The following is a 20,623-nucleotide window of genomic DNA, read 5'->3' on the forward strand; positions in this document are numbered from 1 at the left end:
TCCGGCACGCGCTCGGGCGCCGGTCGGGCGAGGCTCCGAGCGGAGCGGTCCGCGGGGCGCGGACGGGGGTGGTGGTCATGGCGTCAGTCCTTGGATCGGAAGGCGCGGAACTGCACGAGGCTCAGCAGCGCGATGGCGACGAAGAGGATGTAGCTCGAGGCGGAGGCGAGACCGAAGTTGCCGAACCCGAACTGGTTGTAGGTGAAGTAGCTGATCGACAGCGTCGAGTCCAGCGGCCCGCCCTTGGTCATCACGAACGGCTCCTCGAAGAACTGCAGGAAGCCGACCGACAGCAGCACCGCGCCCAGGAGGAGGGTCGGCCGCAGGATCGGCAGGGTCACCCGGACGAAGCGCTGCCACGGGTTCGCCCCGTCCACCTCGGCCGCTTCGAGCACATCCTGCGGCACGTTCTGCAGGCCGGCGAGGAAGAGCACCATCAGCGTCCCGACGCTGCGCCAGACCGCCATCAGGATCATCGCCGGCATGGCCCAGGCGGGATCGCCGAGCCAGTTGGGACCGGTGATGCCGATCGCTCCGAGCGCCGTGTTGAGGAGCCCGTCGGGCTGGAGGATGAACCGCCACACGACCGCGACCGCGACGATGCTCGTCACGACCGGCGCGTAGAAGCCCACGCGGAACGCGGTGCGGAAGCGGGTGATGCCGCTGTTGAGCGCTACGGCCAGCGCCAGCGCGATGACCATCGTCAGTGGGATGCCGACGGAGACGAAGTAGAGGGTGTTCACGAGCGAGCGGAGGAACCGCGGCGTCGACAGCAGCGTCGTGAACTGCTCGAGGCCCACGAAGTCCACGCCGAACGGAGTCGCGATGTCGCGGTTCGTGAAGTCGGTGAACGACATCCCGAGCGACGCCAGGAGCGGGAACACCATGAAGACCGCGAAGGAGGCCAGGAAGGGCAGCGCGAAGAGGTACGCCACCACCGTGGCGCGCCTGCGGGCGGGGTTCCGTCGGCGGTCGCCGACGCGCAGGGCGCCGGCGACCGCCGCGGGTGACTGGACGGACGTCACTGCCCGGTGCCCATCGCGTCCGCGGTCTCCTGGAGCGAGGCGAGGGCCTCGGCCGGGTCGGCGCCTCCGCGGTACACCTGCTCGATCAGGGTGTCGGCGGCCGCCGAGATCTCGGGCCAGACCGTCAGCGCGGGCAGACCGCGCACGTCCTTCAGCTGCTCGCCGAAGACCGCGACGCGCGGGTCCTCGGTGAGCGCCTGGTCCTCCCAGGCCGAGGTCTGCGAGGGCAGGTCGCCGACGAGCTCGAACCACTCGGTCTGCGTCGACGGCTCGGACAGCCACTGGATCAGCTTCCAGGCGGCCTCCTTGTTCTCCGACTCCTCGAAGACGGCCAGGTTGGCGCCGGCGATGAGCGACGTGCCGCTCGTGCCCACGGGCATCGGCGCGACCGAGAACTTGTCCTCGAAGCCGGGACCGCCCGCCTCCATGATCTGCCCGACGTCCCACGGGCCGCTCATCATCATGGGAACGGTTCCGGCGACGAGGTCGGCCGACGGGCCCGTCGTCGCGTCCGGGTTCTTCGAGGCGATGCCCTCGTCGAAGAAGCTCTTGAGGTAGGTGACCGCCTCGATCATCTCGGGGGAGTCGAGCGTCCACTCGGTGCCGTCGTCGTTCTGCAGCTCCGCGCCCTGCGACCAGGCGAAGGGCATGCCCGAGAGGAACGCGTTCCAGCCGCCCGAGGGCAGCGCGACGCCGTACTGCGCGCCGTTGTCCTGGTAGGCCTTCGCCAGGGCTTTGAAGCCCTCGAAGTCGGTCGGGAACGAGTCGAAGCCCGCTTCCTCCATCAGGTCGGTGCGGTAGAAGATCGCGCGGGTCTCGACGTACCACGGCACGCCGAGGACCGCGTCGCCGATCTCGGTCGAGGCGACCGCGCCCGGGAACATCCCGGAGGTGTCGATCTCGTCCGGCACGGGGGAGAGGGCGTCCGAGAACGTCGGCATCCAGTCCGAGCCGAGCATGCCGATGTCCGGGGTGTTCCCGCCCGCGATCGCGGTCTGGTACTTGCTCTGCGCCGAGTCCCACGGCACGGCCGTGACGGTCACGTCGAGGTCGGGGTTCTGCTCCTCGAACTCCTCCAGGAGCTCGGGCAGCGCCTCGCCCTCGGTGCCCTGGGCCCAGATGGTGAGCTCGCCGGTGGCGGGTCCGTCGGAGAGGCCGACGGCCTCGCCCGCGGCGGTCGCGGTGCCGTCGCCGCGGCCGCATCCGGTCAGCAGCAGAGCACCGGTCGCGAGCACCGCGAGCCCGGCGAGGGTGGAGCGCCTGGGGGTTCGGATCATCATCGTTCCTGTCTCGGGAGCCGCGTCGCTCCCGGTCGCTGTGGTGGGGACGGGAAGCCCGTCGTGAAGAATCTAAGCGCTTTGATTTTCGAGCGCAAGAGCAGGATCGGACACCGCGAGCGCTCAGGGGCAGCCGCAGCTCCGACGGATCGAGACGGTCGCCTCGAGGGCGGCGGCCGGAGCGGAGTCGACCGTGCCGAGCACCGCGAGCAGGGCGGCCACGGCCGCGCGCCCGATCTGCTCCATCGGCTGCACGACCGTGCTCACCGGCGGGTCCGCGAGCCGTCCCGCCACGATCCCGTCGAACCCGGTGACGGCGATGTCCTCGGGCACCCGGAGCCCGGCGAGGCGGAGCCGGTCGAGCACGACCACCGCCTCCTGGTCGGTCGAGCAGACGATCGCCTCGGGTGGCGCGCCGAGCAGCTCGGCGAGCGAGTCGAGGGTCGCCTCGGCGAAGCCCGGGCGGCTGGGCCGCGGCTGCTCGGGGGCGAGCCCCGCGCCGGTCAGCGCGTCGACGTAGCCGTCGTAGCGCTGCTGGAACTCGGGCAGGGAGGTGTCGCCGAGGTAGGCGATCCGCCGCAGGCCGTGCACCGAGATCAGGTGCGCGACGAGATCGCGCATGCCCGAGCGGTTGTCGACCGGCACCGTGCCGACTCCCTCCACCCGCTCCTGCCCACCGAGCTCGACGACGGGCAGCCGGGTCGAGAGCGAGCGCAGCACGTCGGACTCGAGCGCGCCGGCGAAGCTGATCAGCCCGTCGACCCGCCCGGCGATGTCGGTGACGGAGGGGGCGTGGCCGGTGCGGCCGCCGCCGCCGATCATCAGGGCGAGCCCGCGGTCCCAGCACTCCAGCTGCACGCCGCGCTGCACCTCGTCGACGTAGAGGGGGAAGAGCCTCGCGTCGTCGTTCGCCGACGGATGCGGCCGCTCGTCGCCTCGGACGTGGAAGGACTGGTCGACGAAGTAGTCGAAGGAGTAGAGCCCGATGGCGCCGGTGCGCCCCTTCGCCAGCCCTCTGGCACTGGCGCTGGGGATGTAGCCCAGCTCGTCCGCCGCCGCGAGAACGCCTTCGAGGGTCGCGGTCTTGACCCGGTGCGGCTGCGAGAAGGCGAACGAGACGGTCGCGATCGAGACGCCGGCGCGGGCGGCGACGTCGTACACGGTCGGGCGCTTCCTCACGACTCCTCCTTCGCGCCCGGGGAGGGCGGTACGAGCTACGAGCTTAGGAGCGGCGGTGCGGGCGCGCGTCCACCGCCCCGAACGACGGCGTCCCCCTCCCCGAGAACTGGGGAGAGGGGGACGCCGTCGTGCGGAGCCGTCCGACTACTCGGTGATCGTGAAGCCCTGCGACTCGCCGTAGGTCGCGAGGTTCTCCTGCCAGGCCTCGAGACCCGCGTTGAGGTCGGTGCCGTTGGAGTAGGCCTGGCCGACCGTGTCCGCGAACACGCTGTTCGCGTAGACCTGGAAGGGCAGGTACTCGAAGCCCTCGACCACGTTCTCGGAGGCGTCGACGAGGACCTTGTTGATCTCCTGGCCGCCGAAGTACTCGGGGGTCGCGTTCAGGAACGCGTCGTCGTTGAGCTGGGCGGTGGTGGAGGGGAATCCGCCGCCGTCGAGGAACACGCCGATGCTCTCGTCGGAGTTGTTCAGCCAGCGCAGGAACGCCGCGGCGAGGGCCGGGTCGTCGGTCTGCTCGATGACGGACTGCGCGCTGCCGCCGTTCTCAGCGGTGGCGGCCGAGCCGTCGTAGCTCGGCAGCGGGGCGACCCGCCAGTCGCCGGCCCCGTCGGGAACCGAGCCCTCGAGGATGCCAGGCATCCAGGCTCCGGTGATCAGCGTCGCGATCGTGCCGTTGCCCAGCGCCGTGAACCAGTCGTCCGACCAGGTCGGGATCGGCGAGAGCAGACCCGGCTCGAGCAGCTGGTTCCAGGTGTCGGCCCACTTCTTCGACCCCTCGTCCTGCAGATCGATCGTGACGTCGGTGCCGTCGGTCGTGAACGGCTGTCCGCCGGCCTGCCAGATCAGCGGGTCGGCGAAGCCGGGGTCACCGGCGTCGTTGGTGATGAACTTCGACGGGTCGGCGGCGGTGAGCTTCGCGGCCTCGGCGATGTATTCGTCCCAGGTGGTGGGCACGGCGAGGCCGTACTGGTCGAAGATCGCCTGGTTGTAGAGCATCACCATGGGGCCCGAGTCCTGCGGGAGGCCGTAGAGGCCGCCGTTGAGGTTGACGGCGCTCCAGGTGGACGCGGTGTAGTCCTCCTCGAGGTCGGCGAGGCCGTAGGGGGTGAGGTCGAGCAGTCCGTCCGACAGGGCGAACTGCTGCATCGCGTAGTACTCGATCTGGGCGACGTCGGGCGCTCCCGAGCCGGCCTTGATCGCGTTCTGCAGCTTGGTGTACTCGTCCGTCGCGGTGCCGGCGTTGACGACCTCGACCTCGACGTTGGGGTACTCCTCCATGAAAGCGGCGGCCTGGTCGGCGCCGGTGGGCGTCCAGGTCCAGTAGGTGAGCTCGCCGCCGCGCTCGAGGGCGGCGTCGAGGTCGGCGGCCGACCCGGCGGAAGCGGATCCGGTTCCGGAGTCGGAGCTGCAGGAGACGAGGGACATCGCGGAGATGCCGGCGACGACGAGCCCGGCGAGCACGCGGCTCCGGGTGCCTCGGCGGAGTTCGAACATGGTGGTCCTTTCACTTCTTCGTGGTGGGGAGGGAGTGCTGTGCGGGAGGGGTGGTGCGGGTGCGCGGGGCGGACCGGGGGTCAGCCCTTGACGCTTCCGGCGCTCAGGCCCGACTGCCAGAAGCGCTGGAGGAACAGGAAGATCACGACGATCGGGACGATCGTGATCAGGGAGCCGGTGATGACGAGGTTGTAGATCGGCTCGGCCGAGACGCCGCTGGCCTGCGAGCTCCACTGGTTCAGACCCACCGTGAGGGGGTACCAGGTCGGGTCGCTGAGCATGATCAGGGGCAGGAAGTAGTTGTTCCAGGTGGCGACCACCGAGAACAGCGCGACGGTCACGACTCCGGGGGTCAGCAGCTTGAGCGAGATCGTGAAGAACGTGCGCATCTCGGTCGCCCCGTCCAGCCGCGCCGCTTCGAGCAGCTCGGTCGGCACGGAGTCGATCGTGTAGACCCAAACCAGGTACAGCCCGAACGGCGTGATCAGCGACGGCAGGATGATCGCCCACGGCGTGTTCGTCAGGCCCAGCTGGCTGAAGAGCAGGAACGTCGGCACGGCGAGCGCGGTGCCCGGCACGGCGACCGCGCCCAGCACGACCGCGAAGTAGGCCTTCTTGCCGGGGAACCGGAACTTCGCGAGACCGTAGCCGCCGAGGGTGGCGAGCAGCGTCGCTCCGCCCGCGCCGACGACCACGTAGAGCAGCGTGTTGCCGAGCCAGCGGAGGAAGATGCCGTCGTCGTAGGCGAAGGTCGCGACGATGTTCTCGCCCAGCACGAAGCTGTCGCCGAAGCCGAGTCCGAACGAGCTGAACAGGTCGGCCTGCGTCTTGGACGCGTTGATGACGAGCCACAGCAGCGGGACGAGCGCGTAGAGGAGGAACGCCAGCATCACCAGCGTCAGCGCGACGGACTTGCGGGGCCGGCTGATCGATCCGGCGCGGTGGACCCGCGGGTTCAGGGTGCGCAGGGTGGTGCTCACTGGTCTTCCTTCCGGCTGCCGCGCAGCTGCACGACGTAGGCGATCGTGGCGGTGATGACGCCCATGACGATGGCGACGGTGGCCGCCGAGTTGAACTGCTGGCCGGCGAACGAGAGGTTGTAGGCGTACATGTTCGGCGTGAAGTAGGACGAGATCACGTTCTCGGCGAGCGGCTTCAGCACGTTGGGCTCGTTGAAGAGCTGGAAGCTGCCGATGATCGAGAAGATCGTCGCGATCACGATCGCGCCGCGAGCGGCGGGCAGCTTGATCGCCGTGATGACCTGGAAGCCCCGTGCCCCGTCGATCTCGGCGGCCTCGTACAGCTCGGCGGGGATCGTCTTCAGCGCCGAGTAGAAGATCAGCATGTTGTAGCCGATGTACTCCCAGGTGACGATGTTGCCGATCGAGGCGAGGATCCACTGGCTCGAGAGCGGTCGCAGGACCTCGGCTCCGAGCAGGTCGTTGATGTTGGCGGTGAGCCCGAAGTTGTTCCCGTAGAGGAAGCCCCAGATCAGCACGGCGACGACGGCCGGCACCGCATAGGGCAGGAAGATCACCATCCGGAACAGGCCCGACGCGTAGAGCCGCGCGCTGTCGATGGCGAGGGCCGCGATCAGCGAGAGGAGCAGCATGACCGGCACCTGCACGAGCAGCACGAGCACGACCCGGAGGAAGCCGTCCCAGAACTGCGGATCCGAGAGGACCGCGGCGTAGTTGTCGACGCCGACGAAGCTGTTGCCGCCGATGATCCGGTTCTGGAACAGGCTCAGCCAGAACGCGTAGGCCAGCGGAGCGAGGAACACGAGCACGAAGACGGCGGCGAAGGGGCCGGTGAACTGCCAGCCGCGCCAGTCGCGGCGCGCCCTGGTCGGTCGCGGGGGCGCCGGTGCCTGCTGATCGTCGTCGGAGCGGAGGCGCTCCATCATCGTGGTCATCGGCCGGTCTCCTCTGCATCGGTGCGGAGCACCCGGACGTCCCAGGGTCCGAGTTCCACGGTGGTGCCGGGAGCGAGCTCCCGTCCGGTCAGCGCGTCGACCGCCGCACGCTCGAGCGTCGCGGTCTGCGGGGTCCAGCCCCAGTTGAAGACGAAGACGAAGCGCGAGCCGGATGCGGTGCCCGAGGACACGGTCACGGCGGCGTGACGAGCGGTGACCACCGGCTCCGTCGCGGTCAGCGCGAAGCGCACGACCTCCCGGGCGAGCTCGGGATCCGGCACGGTGCCGACCACGGTGATGTCGCCGCGGCCGTACCGCGCGGTCGTCACGGCGGGGAAGTCGCCGAACCGGGGGTGGGCGTAGCCCGCGAGCACGGTCGCCCCGGCGGGGAGGAGCCCGTCGATCCACAGGGTCGCCCGGGCGTCGGTCGAGAGCGGGAGGTGGGTCGAGCCGGTCACGGGGACCGGCGTCGGCACGGTGCTGAACTCCTCGTAGCCGACCTGCGCGGGGCCGGCGAGGCGCGCCGGCGCGGGTTCGATGCGGGCGCGCGCCTCGTCGTCCCCGTAGGCGGTGCGCGGGCCGAGGACGAGGTGGCCGCCCAGCGCCGCGTACTCGCGCAGCAGCTCGAGGTCGTCGTCGGTGCAGACGTACAGCGCCGCCGCCACGATCACGGGGAAGCGCCGGGCGAGCTCGGCGGCACCCAGGCCGCGCGCCTGCTCGACGTGCAGGATGCGCGCCTGGCCGCCGGCGTCGACGATCCCGCGGTGGAAGGAGTCGACGATCCGCTCGTAGGACTCCTCGTCGGGCAGGCCGTCGCGGCCCAGCGGCGGCATGAACTGCAGCGCGTACCGGCTCGAGGTCGACCAGAGCACGGCGGCATCCGCATCCGGGACGTAGTCGTCGAGCGCGTCGCCGAGGGCGGCGAGGTCGCGTCCGATCGCCGAGACCTCGGAGTAGACGCGGCCGGGGACGAGGCTGTGGGGGAGGACCCCGCCCCAGTAGGTCTCGGCGCCGAACGGCAGCGTGTGCCAGTGCCAGTACTCGATCATCGCCGCCCCGCGCGCCACGAAGGCGAGGGCCGACTGGCGCAGCTGGCCCGGATAGGGCGGGAGGTTGTTGTCGGCGGTGTCGATGGCCTGCGCGTTCGTCTCGGTGACGAGGTAGCGCTGCTGGCGGGAGGCGTAGAGCCGGTCGCCTGGCGCAGCAGGCCCGGGACGCCGGACGTCGTCCAGTAGTTCGGGTGGGCGTGCTCGACGCCGATCTCGAGGTGGTCCTGCATGCCGTAGTAGGGGTTGCCCGCTCCGACGTCGAGGGCCTCGAACACGGCGCGCTCGTCGACGCCGCGGCGCGGGTACTGGAGGCACGTGGTCACGAACTGGTCCTCGCGGGAGTACTCGCGGACGAGGCCGGCCTGCCACGCGATGAAGTCGGTGGTCACGGCCGACTGGTACCGGCGCCACGCCAGGTCGTACTGCGGGAAGGTGTTCCCGTCGGGACGCCAGAGCTCGCTCCAGTCGTCGATCCGGTGCGACCAGTAGGTGAGGCCCCACTCGCGGTTGAGCGTCTCGACGTCGCCGTACTGCTCGCGGAGGCTGCGCACGAACCCGGTGAAGACGCCGTGGTTGTGCAGGAGTTCCAGGCCCGGCTCGTTGTCGACCTGGTAGCCGATGACCGCGGGGTGCGCGGCGTAGCGGCCGATGATGCGGCGGATCACGCGCTCGGCGTGGAAGCGGAACGCGGGGTGCGAGTAATCGACCTCCTGGCGGGCGCCCCAGGCGATGCGCTCGCCCGTGCGCCGCTCGCCGGCGATCTCGGGGTGCGCGGTCTGCAGCCACGGCGGCACCGCGTAGGTGGGAGTGCCGAGGATCACGCGGATGCCGCGCTCGTGGGCCTCGTCGAGCACCCGCTGCATCCACTCGAGCTCGAAGACGCCGTCGCGCGGCTCCCACGTCGACCAGACGGATTCGCCCACCCGGATCGCGGTGATGCTCGCCGCGACCATCAGATCGAGGTCCTCGATCAGCCGGTCCGAGACGTGGTACTCGGGGTAGTAGGCGACACCGAGCAGGATCTGCTGCGGCAGTGTCGGCGATGCGGAAGTCATGGCTCTGGGCACTCCATCGTGGTGAACTGTTCTCGATAACAGTTGGCAGAGGCGATTGTGATCGACAACATTGGAAAAAGCAAGACCGCTCCCACGGAGGACCTCATGACGACCACCACCGACCCCGAGACCCCGGGTCCTTCGGCGACCGGCACGATCTACGACATCGCCCGGGTGGCCGGGGTGTCGCACGCCTCCGTCAGCCGCTACATGCGCGGCCTCGACATGCGGCCCTCGACGAAGGAGAAGATCGAGGCCGCGCTCACGACGATCCGCTACCGGCCCAACCTCAGCGCCCGGGCGCTCATCTCGGGGCGGTCGATGCGGATCGGGGCGCTGACGCACGAGGTGAGCCAGGTCGGACCGAACCGCATCATCCAGGCCGCGACGAGCGCCGCCCGCGACGCCGGCTACCTCCTCGACGTCGTGACCCTCGACATGGCCGACCCCACGGAGCTGCAGAGCGCCCTCCGGCTGCTCACCCGGCACGACCTCGCCGGGCTCCTGGCCTTCGCCTCGACGGACGGCGTGCGGGAGGTGTTCGAGCACACCGACTTCGGCGTCCCCGTCGTCATCGCCGCGGAGGAGGAGGCGGACGGAGCGATGCTCGCCGCGTCCGGTCACGGTGTCGCCGAGCTCGTCGACCATCTCGTCGAGCTGGGGCACGAGGAGTTCGTCCACATCGCCGGCCCTGCCACCTGGTCGGCCGCCCGGAACCGGCTCCGTGCGGTGGTCGCGGCGCTCGAGCGGCACGGCCTGCCCCCGGCCCGCATCCTGCACGGCGACTGGTCGGCGCGCTCCGGATTCGAGGCGGTCGCCGCCCTCGAGCGCCTGCCGACGGCGATCCTCGCCGCGAACGATCAGATGGCGCTGGGCGCGCTGCACGCCCTGGATGCGCGCGGTGCGGCGGTGCCGGGCGACGTCAGCGTGACGGGTGTCGACGACACCCCCGAGGCCGCCTACTTCACGCCCGCCCTGACGACGCTCCGACTCGACTTCGAGGCGCAGGGGAGGGAGGCGCTGCAGGCGCTCCTGGACCGGATCGAGGATCCGGGGGCGGCCGATCGCGCCGGCGCACCGCGTCCCTCGCTCGTCGTGCGCGCCTCGACCGGCCCGGCCCGCTGAGCCGGCGTCAGCGCGGCGCGGGTCCGGAGGAGCGCCGCGGGACGAGCTCGGAGGCGAGCGTCACGTGCGGTGCGGCATCGACTCCGTCGATCAGCGCGAGCAGCTCGCCCAGCGCCGAGCGGCCCTGACCCGCGAAATCGACCCGGAGCGTCGTCAACGGCGGCACGAGGTAGGCCGCCTCGGGGATGTCGTCGACGCCGGTCACGCTGACGTCCTCCGGTACGCGCAGCCCTCGGTCGCTCAGCGCGAGGATCGCTCCGAGCGCCATCTGGTCGTTCGCAGCCACGATCGCCGTCGCGCGGAGCTCGTCGAGACCGCGGACGAGCTCGTAGCCGGAGCGGGCCGACCAGTCGCCCTCGAGCACCGCCGTCGAGTGCAGGCCGTGCCGGGTCACGGCGCTCTCGTAGGCCTTCCGGCGGTTGCGCGCGGCCGACCAGGTCGGCGGCCCCGCCAGGTGCAGGAACTCGCGGTGGCCGAGGTCGGCGAGGTGCGCGACGAGGGCGGGGAAGCCCTGGGTGGTCAGCTGCGACGGCGAGCGGGTCGCGTCGTCGTCCTCCTCGACGGCCAGGTGCGCCGGGACGCGGAAGCGGGTCGTGCGGAAGGCACGGGTCATCTCGTCGGTCGAGGCGAGGGCGAGGACACCGGCGAGCTCGTGCTGGGTGACCAGATCGAGCGCCTCCTCGATCGCGGCGGAGTCGCTCATGTCGAGCGAGACGATGTCGAGGACGTAGCCGGCCTCACGGGCGGCGGTGCTCGCTCCCTGCAGGATCTTGCTCGGCCCGACCTGGTCGATCTCGTGGGTGAGGGCGCCGATGCGGTGCGAGCGGCGGGCGCGCAGCGAGCGCGCGGTGAGGTTGGGCCGGTAGTCGAGCTCGGCGAGCGCGGCCTCGACCCGCGAGCGGGTGGCGGGGCGGATGCCCTCGAAGCCCTGCAGGAACCGCGTGACCGTCTGGTGCGACACTCCGGCGACGCGGGCCACGTCGTAGATCGTCGCCTGCTTCGCGGCCGCGCGCGCGGGAAGCGATTCCTCCGCCATGGACGTCCCCCTCCGAGCACCGGCGCCGGGCCGATGTCGATCCAGTGTGGCGCGGGGGCTTGCGCCTAGCGGCCCTGTTGTCGATAACATTGCCGAAAACCGCGCGAAGTGATCGACAACATCGCGCGGCGAGGGACTCAGGGGCGAGGACCGGGCCGGCAACGACTCGAGCACCGCCTCGTCCGCCAGCCACGACCGAAGGAACGAGAACGATGAGGTTCACCACGACGTCCCGGCGATCCGGGATGCTGCTCGGAGCCGTGGCGGTCGCCGCCGCGCTGCTCGCGGGCCCGACGATCACCGCCCAGGCGTACACGCCGCAAGGAGGCGTCGTCTACCAGCTCGGCGACGAGCCGTGCCTGAAGGGGCGCGGCAACTGCATCGTGTACCCGAAGTCGGTCCAGCTCCCGAGCGGGCGCATCGTCGCCGCGTTCGAGAAGGCGACCGTCGTCGACTACCCGGCACCCGACTCCATCGGCGGCGCGGTCGGCGAGAGGATGCCGATCTACAAGAGCGACGACAACGGCGACACCTGGCAGCCGCTGACCGAGCTCGGCTCGCCGGCCGAGCTCTCGAGCGACCCGGCCATGGACAAGTACTCCAGCAACTGGACCAACCCCTACTTCTACGTCATGCCCGAGACCGTCGGGGATATCGCCGCCGGCACCCTCCTCCTGGCGACCGTCGTGTCGGGCGAGGACGAGTTCTACCGCGAGCAGAAGGCGGCGAACCCCGCGTGGGTGCCCGACAACGACGGCGACCGCCGCGACGTGTCGATCGCCCTCTACGCCAGCAGCAACGAGGGCGCCGACTGGCGGTTCGTCAACATCATCGCGGCCGGCGGCTGGCAGGGCGGCAGTGCCGGCGCCGGTGGCCGCAACGTCTCGCAGGCCAACGCGACGCGTCAGCAGGACCCGCTGTGGGAGCCGCACCTGCGCGTGCACCAGGGGAAGCTCCTCGCCTACTACTCGGACGAGAACGACTACCTCGACTACGACCGCACGACGGGTGCGCCGATCGGCACTCCCGACAACGCGACGGGGCGCGACGACCAGGGCCAGATCCTGGCCCACAGGACGTGGGACGGCCGCTCCGCGTCCTGGAGCGCTCCCGTCGTGGACGTCTCGGGCCCGAGCTTCTCGTTCGACGGCCGCCAGCACATCGGATTCGCGCGCCCCGGCATGACCACCGTCGCTCCCACGAACGACGGCAAGTGGCTGCTGACCTTCGAGTACTTCGGCGGTGGCGACAACGTCCGCTACAAGATCGCGGACGACCCCGAGCGGTTCTTCGCCGACGGCGACCCGGACGGCACGGACATCAGCCGGCTCCCGGTCGCCCCGGGCTCCAGGCCGCTGTCGACGGGTGGCAGCCCGGTGCTGATGCACCTGCCCGACGGGCGGATCGCCTACAACGCGGCCGGCAGCGGCAACGTGTGGGTGAACGACGGCGCGAGCTTCGGCCGCTGGACCGAGTACCAGACACCGCTCGGCGGCGGCTACAGCCGCAACCTCCAGTACGACAGCGAGACGGGACGCGTCCTGATCCTGCAGTCGGCGTGGGGCGGACCGACGGAGCAGCCGGTGATCCGGCACGCCGACGTCGACTTCGGCCGCTCGGCGGGCGAGTACTACCAGCTGGTGAACCGTCGCTCCGGACAGGTGCTCGGAACGAACTCGAACACGACCGACGCCGTGATCGGCAACGGCGATCAGCCCGACGTGCGCGCGGAGGCGGCCGACTCCGCCGCGAACCCCGCCACCCAGCTCTGGCATCTCACCGCCAAGCCGGGCGGCGGCACGACCCTGCTCAACAAGGCGGGGGGACGCGCTGCGACCGTCTGGACCGGGAACGCCACCACCGGCCAGAGGATCGGCCAGTGGATCGACGACCGCGCCGAGGGGCAGTGGAACATCGTGCAGGTCGACGGCACGCACGTCCGACTCCAGTCGCGGCAGAACACCTCGCTCTTCCTCACGACCGCCTCGGCCGGAGCTCCTGCGACGCTCCAGGCCTCGGTCGCCGACCAGTCCCAGGAGTGGCGGCTCGTGCCTCAGGGTCAGCTCGCCGGAACCACCCGGCTGGTGAACGGAGGCAGCGGCCTGTGCGCCGATGTTCTCCGCGCGAGCCAGAGCGACCGGGGCGCTGTGAACCAGTGGACGTGCAACGGCGGCACCAATCAGCAGTGGCGGGTCGTGCCGCGCGGGACGAACGTCGCCCTGGTGAACGCGAACAGCAGCAAGTGCCTCGAGGTCTACGGCTTCAGCACCCAGAACGGCGCCGCGGCCACGCAGTACTCCTGCAATGGCGGAGCCAACCAGCTCTGGACGCGCACCGTCGCTGCAGACGGGACCTCGACCTACCGCAACGTGCACAGCGGCCTGTGCCTCGAGGTCCAGAACCGCTCCACCGTCAGCGGTGCCGCTCTGAACCAGTGGACCTGCAACGGAGGGACGAACCAGCAGTGGCGCCCCTGATGCGGTGAGAGCCGCGCTGCGCCCGATGATCCGCCTCCCCACGGCCCTTCCGTGGGGAGCGGCGGTGACGCAGCGCAGATCGCGCCCGAGCGGGTCGGGCGCGGGCAGGACGGCCGTCGGTGGAGCATGCTCCCCGGCGGCCGTCCGTCGTGCGGCCCCCGCTCCGCCCCGCCGGCCTAGGTGCCGCGGCGGCCCCGCGCAAGGGCTGGCCCGCTCCGGCGGCTGCTGGTCAGGTGGACCAATGCAGGAAATCACCTACGCGTCCAAGTGCATCGTGACCACGGACGCGGTCGCCGACGTGCTCCTCGAACTGGTCACCGCGATCAATCGCCACGACCACTCCGAGGCCGTCACCGTGCCGGCGTTCACCGACGAGGGCGAGCTCATCGACGCCCGGATGACCCTCGACGCGAGCAGCGAGCTCGTCGCCGTGCCGGTCGAGCTCGACATCGACCAGGACCCCTCGGTGTCCGACGCCCTCCAGGCCGCCGTCGCCGACCTGCGCAAGCGCATCGCGAAGAACCGCCCCGACGACTCCTTCGTGGCGCACCCGATCGCCCTGCCGCTCGCCGACCGCGAGACGATCGACTTCGACGACTTCTGAGTCCGGTTCCTCGACCGCGCGGCGCCCCTGCGTCTCCCGCCGTTCACCGCCCGTCCCTAGCCTGACGGTCGTGGCGATGACCGGGACTGCCCCCACCCGACGACGTCGTGCGTCGATCCTGCTGGCCGTGATCCCGGTGGCGGTCGGGATCCTGCTGCTGGGGCACGCGGCGGTGCAGGGGATCGGCGCGGCGGTCTTCTGGCGGCCCTGCTGGACCGAGGGGTACGAGAGCGAGGCGTGCGCGTTCCTGCAGTACGAGGCGGCGTCGCCGCTGCAGCTCCTGCCGTTCTGGCTGTGGTTCGTGGAGGTGCTGCTCGCCCTCGTCGTGATCGGCGCCTCGGTGGCCGCGGGCAGGCGACTCGGCACCGCGGGCCTCGCGCTCGTCGCCGTGCTGGCGTCGAGCGTGCTGATCGACCTCGTCTTCACTCCGGCGATCAACGGCGGACACACCTCCGCCGACGAGCCGCCGGGCGCGGGGCTGATCGGTGCCGCCTTCCTCCTGGTCGCGGGGGCGCTGATGATCCGCGTCGCGACTCCGTACCGCCGCCTCCCGCTGCCGGTCGAGTAGCCCCGCAGGGGCCTATCGAGACCCACCCACTCCCGGACACCGCGGATCTCGATACGCGCGCTCCGCGCGCTACTCGATCAGCAGAGGGGGGCGCGGCGCGCGCCGCGTACCCGAAGAGGGCCGCCGCAGAACCTCAGCCAGGAGCACCCGTCAGCCACCATCGCGGCTGAGGATCACTCTCCACCGAGGTTCCGCACGCCTCCCGCTCGCTGGTCGAGTGGCCCCGCAGGGGCGTATCGAGACCCACGTCTCCCAGAAGGCCGACCGCCGGAACCGCCGTCAGGAGATCCCGTAGCTGAAGTCCAGGTCGTACCCCTGCTGGTCGCCCTCCCACGAGAACTCGACCGGGGCGTCGGGGTGCTCCTCCAGGCGCACGCTGCTCGCCGGAGTGATCAGCGCATGCACGACACCGCGGTTCAGCGACGGGAAGCCGACCCAGCGTCCGACGCTCGTGACCCCGTCCAGCAGGGCCGAGCGCAGTGCGTCCAGATCGATCTCGGGTGCGAGCGTGTAGTCGAAGCCGTCGAGCGTCAACCGCGTCACTGCCATCCAGGTCCTCCTCCGGTGCGTAGTCACGGTAGGTCGGGGCCGGGCCGGCGGCGAGACGGTTGACATCTCCTCGACCGGGCTTGTAGCCGGGAGGAGCGCTCTCAGCGGCGAGCGGCGTCGAGCAGCTCGCGCGCCTCGGTGCTCTCGGGGAACTGCTGCAGGACCCGCTCGAGGTCGCGTCGCGCCGGTGCCCGGCGTCCGTCCGAGAGGTGGGTGCTGGCGCGCTCGAGCAGGGCCTCGGCCCGCAGCTCGAACGGGCGGGCGGTCGTCACGTTGGGGCGCACCACCTTGTCGAAGGCGTCGAGCGCACTCTCGATCAGCCCGAGCTCGCGCAGCGCGACTCCGCGGCGGATGAGGGCGGCCGCCGACGCCGCGTCGACGTTCACGATCCGGGAGGTCAGCTGCGCGATGTCCGACCAGCGGTGGCGAGCGGTGTAGAGCGCCGTCAGGCTCGCCGCGGCGAGGGTGGAAGGCGCGAGGGCCTCCACTGCGGCCGCAGCTCCGGCGGGGTCCTCCGCAGCGGCGAGCTCCGCGAAGAGCAGCCGCAGCGACTCCGTCTCGAGCGGCACGGTGACGTCCAGCCCCGCGCTGAGGGGGAGGCTGACGGAGAGCGAGATCCCGTAGCGGCTGAGGAACGGGTCCTTGCCCGGGTCGTAGCGGTTGCGCACCAGCCAGCCCGAGAGGCGCAGCGCCCGCTCGTCGTCCGGCCGGTCCAGGGCGTCGCGCACCAGCTCGATCACGGCGGCCAGTCGCGCCCCCTCGGGTGCGGTGGCGGTCGCGGCGTGCAGCTCGGGAGCGGGGGCGCCGGCGCGGACGAGGCGGATGAGCGCCGCCTCCCACGGCTGCGCGAGAGCGGAGGGACGCACCAGGCCGGGGCCGGACGGCATCGAGATCGCAGCCGAGAGCCGCGTGCGGCGGGGTCCGCGGGCCAGCGACAGGTCGCTGACCGGCTGCAGTCGGGCCCGTCCGAGCGCCCGGAGCGGCCCGTCCTGGCGGAATCCGACTGCCACTGCGACCCTCCCGCGCTCGGCGGGGCACCCGACCCCCGGATGCTCCGAGGTGCCGAGTTTACGCGCTCAGGATGGACGTTTCCCCCCGAACGGGGAGTCTTTGTGGTGTCGCGCAACGAAGGACGGTGCGGGAGCCGATTCCCGCCCCGCCGAGAGGAGCGCGACCCGCCCGTACTGGAGGGCCGCCGTCCTCGCTAGTGCTTCTCCGGAAGGCGAGCGGGTTGTCGTCGCCAGGAGAGCACGACGTGGGCCAGAAGGCCGCCCACGACCGCGCCGAGGGTGTTCGTGATCCCGTCACTCGTGTCGCAGGCGCGGCCGATGGCCGGCACCACGGCCTGGACGAGCTCGATGACCGCGGACAGCGCGCTCGCTCCGATGATCGCCGCCACCGGTCGCCGCCAGCGCACTCCTGCGAGGAACGCGACCGGCACGAACAGCAGGATGTTCGCCATCGACTCCACGGCGGTCGGTACGAGAGTCGGCCACCCGACCGCGCAGGCGACCTCCGGTGCGGTTCGGCCGCTCTCCGGGTAGAGCGTCAGCACTGCCACGGCGACGAGCGCCGCGGAGAGCAGCGCGGCGGTCGCCCGAGGCCGCGCGATGAGCACTCGCCCCGCGATGGGTGCGATCACGATCACGCCGACGAGGACGGCGAACGCGAGCCACGGTGCAGTGACGAGCAGGGTCGAGAGCATCGGTCGAGACTACCGGCGCGTCGACGCGGCGCCGTCGGGCCGTGTGCTGAGCCGTGAGAGACTCAGCTCTCGGGGAGGAGCCCGTTCACGAGTCGGTCGATCGTGGTCGAGGGCGCGGTCGCCGGATCGACCGGAACGGTCAGCTGATCGAGGATCAGGCCGGTGATCGTGTAATGGAACAGGACCACGTGCTCGCGGTCGCCGAGAAGCCTCGGCTGGAGGTGGAAGGCGACGTCGGCGTCGAGCCCTGACCAGGCCCATCGCGCGAGGGCGTCATGCACCACAGATCTGCGGGTGGCTTCCAGGCCAGCTCGAACAGATCGATCGCAGCATCCCGGTCGGACGTCGATCGGCCGACGATGGCGTTCCCTACAGGAGGCGAAGGCGGCCCTGCCCGATCCGGTGACGCCGGGCTCCTCGGAGTCGGACGGTGCCAGACGAGCGCCGATGCGTTCCAGGATCGCGGCGATGATCGCTGCGCGATCCGGGAAGTAGCGCACGCGACGCTCGCGGTCAGGCCGAGGTACCGGACGGGCACGCCGATCGCGGCCGCCGCGGCGAGTGCACGCGTGATGACGCCGAACCGTGCGAGCTGCACGGCGACGGCGAAGAGGACGGCCCGCGCCCGATCATCCGACATGTCGCGCACGCTAGCAGCGCGTCACCGACGAGCGGCGGGGCCCTCGGCCTCGGCCCGGCGCGTCGGTTCAGGCCGCGGAACAGACCGCCCAGGCTCGAGCGACCTGGAACGCCGTACTCGCCAGCACGAAGGCGAGGAACGCCGCCGGCGGGACGGTCCAGGAGAGCAGGACGCCCTTCCGCCGGACGAGCATCAGGACGGCGCTGAGCATCAGTGCGTACGCAGGCGTCCCGGCTGCTGCGACGTTGACGCCGAACTGCCCCCACGCCTCTGCAGCAGACGGAGGCTCGATCGAATCCTCGTGTCCCCACTGCCAGACCGCAGTGCCCAAGAACGCGGCGAAGGTGCAGAGTGCCGCGCTCACGACGCCGACCGCGAGGAGCGTCCCCGCGAGGACTCCCGAGCCGGCCCGGTTCAGTCGGGAGGCGACGAGCACCCCGGCTGCCATCACGAGCACAACCCCGGCGTACCAGTAGGTGTCGACCGGGACCTCGACGGGCCGCGCGCACATCCCGAGAACGTTCGTCAGCGGCTGGAAGCCGGCCAGGGCTTGCACGACGAGCGCACTGACGACCACGAGGACGAGCAGGGCCGGGAGGAGCGCACGCAGCAGGCACGGAAGGAGCCGCGCTGATCGGCCCGACCTCATCGCCGGCACCGGACGAGCGAGCGCGACGTTCCTCTCCCGCGCAGCCCGCGCTCCTCGGAGAGAGAAGCGCTCACCAGACGGGTTCGTGCTGCTCGGGGAGCGACGTCGACACAGGATTCTGCCTGATCACGCCGTTCACGTCTCCGACCGTCGTCGCCGTCGCAGCGTCGAGGTTCAGGGTGTCGCCCTCGAACAGCTCGGCCGAGCTTCCGCGTCGAGGCTCGTTGATCCTGTCCAGGTACGAGACCTCGAGGCAGAACCGGTCCGCGATGTACTCCGGGATATCGCCGGAACCGACGACGTAGGCGACCGGTACTCCGTCCGGTCCCAGGATCGGCTCCCCGGTCGTCCGGTCTCTGCTGCGGTTCGAGGCCGACCGGTGGCCGATCGGCGAACTCGACGGGCAGGCAGCCGCTCAGTGTCGGCTCGGGTGTATCCGAGGGCGCCGCTGAGGTGCCGCCGACGGTCGGTGCCGCGGCTCCGCTCTGCGTCGGCTCGACGGTCGCGGTGGCGACGCCGGTCGGGGCGACCCGATCATCGGTCGGTGGCGCCTCCGTGCACCCTGCGAGAAGAAGCACCGCTGCCGCGGCGGCGACGGAGAGACGCCGGCCTGTCGTGAAGATGATCCGCCCATCACCCGATTCTGCCGCACGCCGATTCGGGTGCCGGCCCGGTCGGAGCCGTCCTCACCGCACGAGCGACAGCGCCGAGACCCCGATGAACGGAACCATCACCAGCAAGCAGATCGAGCCGTGGTGCCAGAACCCGGTGAGGGAGTCCCTCCCTCCGACGAGACGGCTGAGCGCTCCTGTGACCAGCGGCGGGAGCAGGAACAGGAGCAGCCACGGCGCCGCCGTCGTCGCGTCGGGTGCCCTCCAGTCGGGGTGGTCGTCGCGATCCAGCGGTGGGAGCTGCAGGAGGAGGAACGCGAGCGTGAGCAGAGCAGCCGGGACGACGGCCAGGCAGGTGAGGGCGACGGCGACGGCGCGCGCGCCCTGTTCACGCGAGAGCGCCTCGTGCGTCGGGTCGGAGGGCCGCACGTCGTCGTCGGGGTCCTTGTCCCACGCGTGACCGATGAACCTGATCCGTCCCATCACGTGATCATGCCTTCTCCCGGCCGGTTGCAGGCCGCCCGGGGGTCAGCCGGTGCGTTCCGGCCGGGCCCTCCCATGCTCGTCTCCTGATCGCCTCACCACAGTGCACATCGCGTGAACCGGGTCACTCCGGCCCGGTGGTCGCGCAAGCGGTCAGGACGTCCGCGAGGATCGTCGTGCTGCTCCGTTGTGGCGGGCGGTGTCGCATCGCCGCGCGGCAGACACTCTCCTCGGGTCGTCCACCAGGAGGAGGTAGAAGTCAGCCGGGCCTGAGACGACGGATCTGGTGACGATTGCCCGTCAGACCGGGCGCAGCGCAGAGCGGACCACGACGACTCCGGCCCCGAACTCCTGATCGAGGTCGGCCTGGATCGAGCCGTCGTCGTAGACGACGATCGCGTGGACGATTCCGTCCCACTCCACCGCGTCCACGTGGTTCGCATCCTCGGACCGGCGTGCCTGGAGGTCCTCGAGCGCCCGCGCGAGGGTCTCGGAGTCGGCCGAGCCGACCGACGAGGCGAACGGATCCTCCTGGTCGACTCCGGACCGGTCACCCACCGCGAACGGCCGAGTGAGGGTGACCGCGGACCCGTCCCACGTGCCGTACAGCGTTCCGTCGAACCAGCGCGTCCCGCCCGTCTCGGGCACCTCGGGAAGAGCGTCCCAGTCCAAGCCGATCAGAGCGACGGTGTCACCGGAGCACTGGGGAGGCGCGGACTCCCTCACCGCGGAGAGGCACAGCAGCGGCACCCCCGAACCCGGACCGGACTCGATCACCGATCCGGACCCGATCAGCTCCCCCGGGGAAGGCGACCCGGACGCTCCGGAACCGCATCCCGCGACGGCGAGCACGATGACCCCCAGACCTGCCAGACACCACGGACGCCGCCCCATGCGCTCATCCTCTCAGCAGGCGCGAGCGGACTGAGGATCCCCGTCCGACGACCGGACCTCTGGCGGTGCGCTCCGATCAGAAGACGGTCGGCGTAGCACCGGACCCCCTGTCGTTCACCCGCCGGCTCGACGGTGGAGAGGTGCAGGCGCTGTCCAATAGACCCTCCGCGGTGATCGCGAGCGTCGTCACCCTCGTCGCCGGCCTCCTCCTCGACGGGTTCACGCTCGCCTGCAACGAGCCGATCCCTCCCCAGTGCATCGGGTTCCCCGTCGCCTGGCCGGCTCTCC

20 protein-coding genes are annotated in these 20,623 nt (G+C 71.1%); 4 read left to right on the forward strand and 16 right to left on the reverse strand.

Annotated elements, in window-relative coordinates:
• Positions 1–83: 83 nt before the first annotated feature.
• From B0T42_RS04045 to B0T42_RS21010, 8 genes are all read right to left on the reverse strand, one after another.
• Positions 84–1,025, reverse strand: coding sequence for a carbohydrate ABC transporter permease (locus B0T42_RS04045; RefSeq protein WP_446737352.1), 942 nt, complete (start codon positions 1,023–1,025; stop codon positions 84–86).
• Positions 1,022–2,305 (reverse strand): extracellular solute-binding protein, encoded by a 1,284-nt coding sequence (locus B0T42_RS04050; RefSeq protein WP_077222032.1) that lies wholly within the window; start codon positions 2,303–2,305, stop codon positions 1,022–1,024. Before B0T42_RS04050 ends, B0T42_RS04045 begins: the two co-directional genes overlap by 4 nt.
• 120 nt (positions 2,306–2,425) lie before the next feature.
• The gene (locus tag B0T42_RS04055) at positions 2,426–3,481 is read right to left on the reverse strand and encodes a LacI family DNA-binding transcriptional regulator (RefSeq protein WP_077222033.1); all 1,056 of its coding nucleotides are present in this window, start codon (positions 3,479–3,481) and stop codon (positions 2,426–2,428) included.
• Positions 3,482–3,625: 144 nt separating this feature from the next.
• Positions 3,626–4,975, reverse strand: coding sequence for an ABC transporter substrate-binding protein (locus B0T42_RS04060; protein ID WP_056868366.1), 1,350 nt, complete (start codon positions 4,973–4,975; stop codon positions 3,626–3,628).
• Positions 4,976–5,055: 80 nt separating this feature from the next.
• On the reverse strand, positions 5,056–5,865 hold the full coding sequence (locus B0T42_RS19080) for a carbohydrate ABC transporter permease (protein ID WP_094742671.1): 810 nt from the start codon (positions 5,863–5,865) through the stop codon (positions 5,056–5,058).
• 86 nt (positions 5,866–5,951) lie between these two features.
• Complete coding sequence (locus B0T42_RS19085; RefSeq protein WP_446737353.1) at positions 5,952–6,890, reverse strand: carbohydrate ABC transporter permease; 939 nt, start codon at positions 6,888–6,890, stop codon at positions 5,952–5,954.
• Positions 6,887–8,023 carry a beta-galactosidase gene (locus tag B0T42_RS21005; protein WP_269087494.1) on the reverse strand — a complete coding sequence of 379 codons (1,137 nt, stop codon included), beginning with the start codon at positions 8,021–8,023 and terminating at the stop codon, positions 6,887–6,889. Before B0T42_RS21005 ends, B0T42_RS19085 begins: the two co-directional genes overlap by 4 nt.
• The gene (locus tag B0T42_RS21010) at positions 7,936–8,994 is read right to left on the reverse strand and encodes a beta-galactosidase (protein ID WP_269087491.1); all 1,059 of its coding nucleotides are present in this window, start codon (positions 8,992–8,994) and stop codon (positions 7,936–7,938) included. Before B0T42_RS21010 ends, B0T42_RS21005 begins: the two co-directional genes overlap by 88 nt.
• A gap of 105 nt (positions 8,995–9,099) precedes the next feature.
• Here B0T42_RS21010 and B0T42_RS04075 point away from each other — a divergent pair, with 105 nt between their 5' ends.
• Positions 9,100–10,119: a LacI family DNA-binding transcriptional regulator gene (locus B0T42_RS04075; protein WP_077222034.1), complete on the forward strand. Its 1,020-nt coding sequence runs from the start codon at positions 9,100–9,102 to the stop codon at positions 10,117–10,119.
• A gap of 7 nt (positions 10,120–10,126) precedes the next feature.
• Here B0T42_RS04075 and B0T42_RS04080 read toward each other — a convergent pair whose 3' ends face one another.
• Positions 10,127–11,155, reverse strand: coding sequence for a LacI family DNA-binding transcriptional regulator (locus B0T42_RS04080; protein ID WP_158078032.1), 1,029 nt, complete (start codon positions 11,153–11,155; stop codon positions 10,127–10,129).
• 212 nt (positions 11,156–11,367) lie between these two features.
• Between B0T42_RS04080 and B0T42_RS04085 the strand changes: the two genes are divergently transcribed.
• From B0T42_RS04085 to B0T42_RS04095, 3 genes are all read left to right on the forward strand, one after another.
• A complete protein-coding gene (locus tag B0T42_RS04085; RefSeq protein ID WP_201788480.1) occupies positions 11,368–13,632 on the forward strand; it encodes an RICIN domain-containing protein in 2,265 nt (754 codons plus the stop codon).
• Between the two features lie 241 nt (positions 13,633–13,873).
• Positions 13,874–14,236, forward strand: a complete 363-nt coding sequence (locus tag B0T42_RS04090; protein WP_077222037.1) for a hypothetical protein — start codon at positions 13,874–13,876, stop codon at positions 14,234–14,236.
• Positions 14,237–14,312: 76 nt separating this feature from the next.
• Positions 14,313–14,804 carry a hypothetical protein gene (locus tag B0T42_RS04095; protein WP_139344408.1) on the forward strand — a complete coding sequence of 164 codons (492 nt, stop codon included), beginning with the start codon at positions 14,313–14,315 and terminating at the stop codon, positions 14,802–14,804.
• A gap of 279 nt (positions 14,805–15,083) precedes the next feature.
• On the opposite strand, the gene B0T42_RS19090 is transcribed toward B0T42_RS04095, so the two are convergent.
• The 7 genes from B0T42_RS19090 to B0T42_RS04125 form a co-directional block, all read right to left on the reverse strand.
• On the reverse strand, positions 15,084–15,353 hold the full coding sequence (locus B0T42_RS19090; RefSeq protein WP_094742667.1) for a hypothetical protein: 270 nt from the start codon (positions 15,351–15,353) through the stop codon (positions 15,084–15,086).
• 101 nt (positions 15,354–15,454) lie between these two features.
• Entirely contained in the window at positions 15,455–16,363 is a 909-nt protein-coding gene (locus B0T42_RS04100; RefSeq protein WP_077222039.1) for a tetratricopeptide repeat protein, read from the reverse strand.
• Between the two features lie 194 nt (positions 16,364–16,557).
• Positions 16,558–17,058 (reverse strand): VanZ family protein, encoded by a 501-nt coding sequence (locus tag B0T42_RS04105; protein ID WP_077222040.1) that lies wholly within the window; start codon positions 17,056–17,058, stop codon positions 16,558–16,560.
• A 62-nt stretch (positions 17,059–17,120) separates the two neighbouring features.
• Complete coding sequence (locus B0T42_RS22210; protein WP_342418200.1) at positions 17,121–17,558, reverse strand: TetR/AcrR family transcriptional regulator; 438 nt, start codon at positions 17,556–17,558, stop codon at positions 17,121–17,123.
• Between the two features lie 207 nt (positions 17,559–17,765).
• Entirely contained in the window at positions 17,766–18,347 is a 582-nt protein-coding gene (locus B0T42_RS04115; protein ID WP_077222042.1) for a hypothetical protein, read from the reverse strand.
• A gap of 686 nt (positions 18,348–19,033) precedes the next feature.
• Complete coding sequence (locus B0T42_RS04120) at positions 19,034–19,441, reverse strand: hypothetical protein (protein ID WP_077222043.1); 408 nt, start codon at positions 19,439–19,441, stop codon at positions 19,034–19,036.
• Positions 19,442–19,741: 300 nt separating this feature from the next.
• Positions 19,742–20,167, reverse strand: a complete 426-nt coding sequence (locus B0T42_RS04125) for a hypothetical protein (RefSeq protein WP_158078033.1) — start codon at positions 20,165–20,167, stop codon at positions 19,742–19,744.
• Positions 20,168–20,623 lie beyond the last annotated feature (456 nt).

This window comes from Rathayibacter rhapontici (assembly GCF_001995175.1).
Lineage (GTDB): Bacteria > Actinomycetota > Actinomycetes > Actinomycetales > Microbacteriaceae > Rathayibacter.

Excerpts from the sequence above, each read along its gene's own strand:
- B0T42_RS04050 (WP_077222032.1), bottom strand. The coding sequence starts at position 2,305 with ATGATGATCCGAACCCCCAGGCGCTCCACCCTCGCCGGGCTCGCGGTG.
- B0T42_RS04060 (WP_056868366.1), bottom strand. The coding sequence starts at position 4,975 with ATGTTCGAACTCCGCCGAGGCACCCGGAGCCGCGTGCTCGCCGGGCTC.
- B0T42_RS19080 (WP_094742671.1), bottom strand. The coding sequence starts at position 5,865 with ATGCTGGCGTTCCTCCTCTACGCGCTCGTCCCGCTGCTGTGGCTCGTC.
- B0T42_RS19085 (WP_446737353.1), bottom strand. The coding sequence starts at position 6,890 with ATGACCACGATGATGGAGCGCCTCCGCTCCGACGACGATCAGCAGGCA.
- B0T42_RS21010 (WP_269087491.1), bottom strand. The coding sequence starts at position 8,994 with ATGACTTCCGCATCGCCGACACTGCCGCAGCAGATCCTGCTCGGTGTC.
- B0T42_RS04075 (WP_077222034.1), top strand. The coding sequence starts at position 9,100 with ATGACGACCACCACCGACCCCGAGACCCCGGGTCCTTCGGCGACCGGC.
- B0T42_RS04080 (WP_158078032.1), bottom strand. The coding sequence starts at position 11,155 with ATGGCGGAGGAATCGCTTCCCGCGCGCGCGGCCGCGAAGCAGGCGACG.
- B0T42_RS04085 (WP_201788480.1), top strand. The coding sequence starts at position 11,368 with ATGAGGTTCACCACGACGTCCCGGCGATCCGGGATGCTGCTCGGAGCC.
- B0T42_RS04090 (WP_077222037.1), top strand. The coding sequence starts at position 13,874 with ATGCAGGAAATCACCTACGCGTCCAAGTGCATCGTGACCACGGACGCG.
- B0T42_RS04095 (WP_139344408.1), top strand. The coding sequence starts at position 14,313 with ATGACCGGGACTGCCCCCACCCGACGACGTCGTGCGTCGATCCTGCTG.
- B0T42_RS19090 (WP_094742667.1), bottom strand. The coding sequence starts at position 15,353 with ATGGCAGTGACGCGGTTGACGCTCGACGGCTTCGACTACACGCTCGCA.
- B0T42_RS04105 (WP_077222040.1), bottom strand. The coding sequence starts at position 17,058 with ATGCTCTCGACCCTGCTCGTCACTGCACCGTGGCTCGCGTTCGCCGTC.
- B0T42_RS04115 (WP_077222042.1), bottom strand. The coding sequence starts at position 18,347 with ATGAGGTCGGGCCGATCAGCGCGGCTCCTTCCGTGCCTGCTGCGTGCG.
- B0T42_RS04120 (WP_077222043.1), bottom strand. The coding sequence starts at position 19,441 with ATGGGACGGATCAGGTTCATCGGTCACGCGTGGGACAAGGACCCCGAC.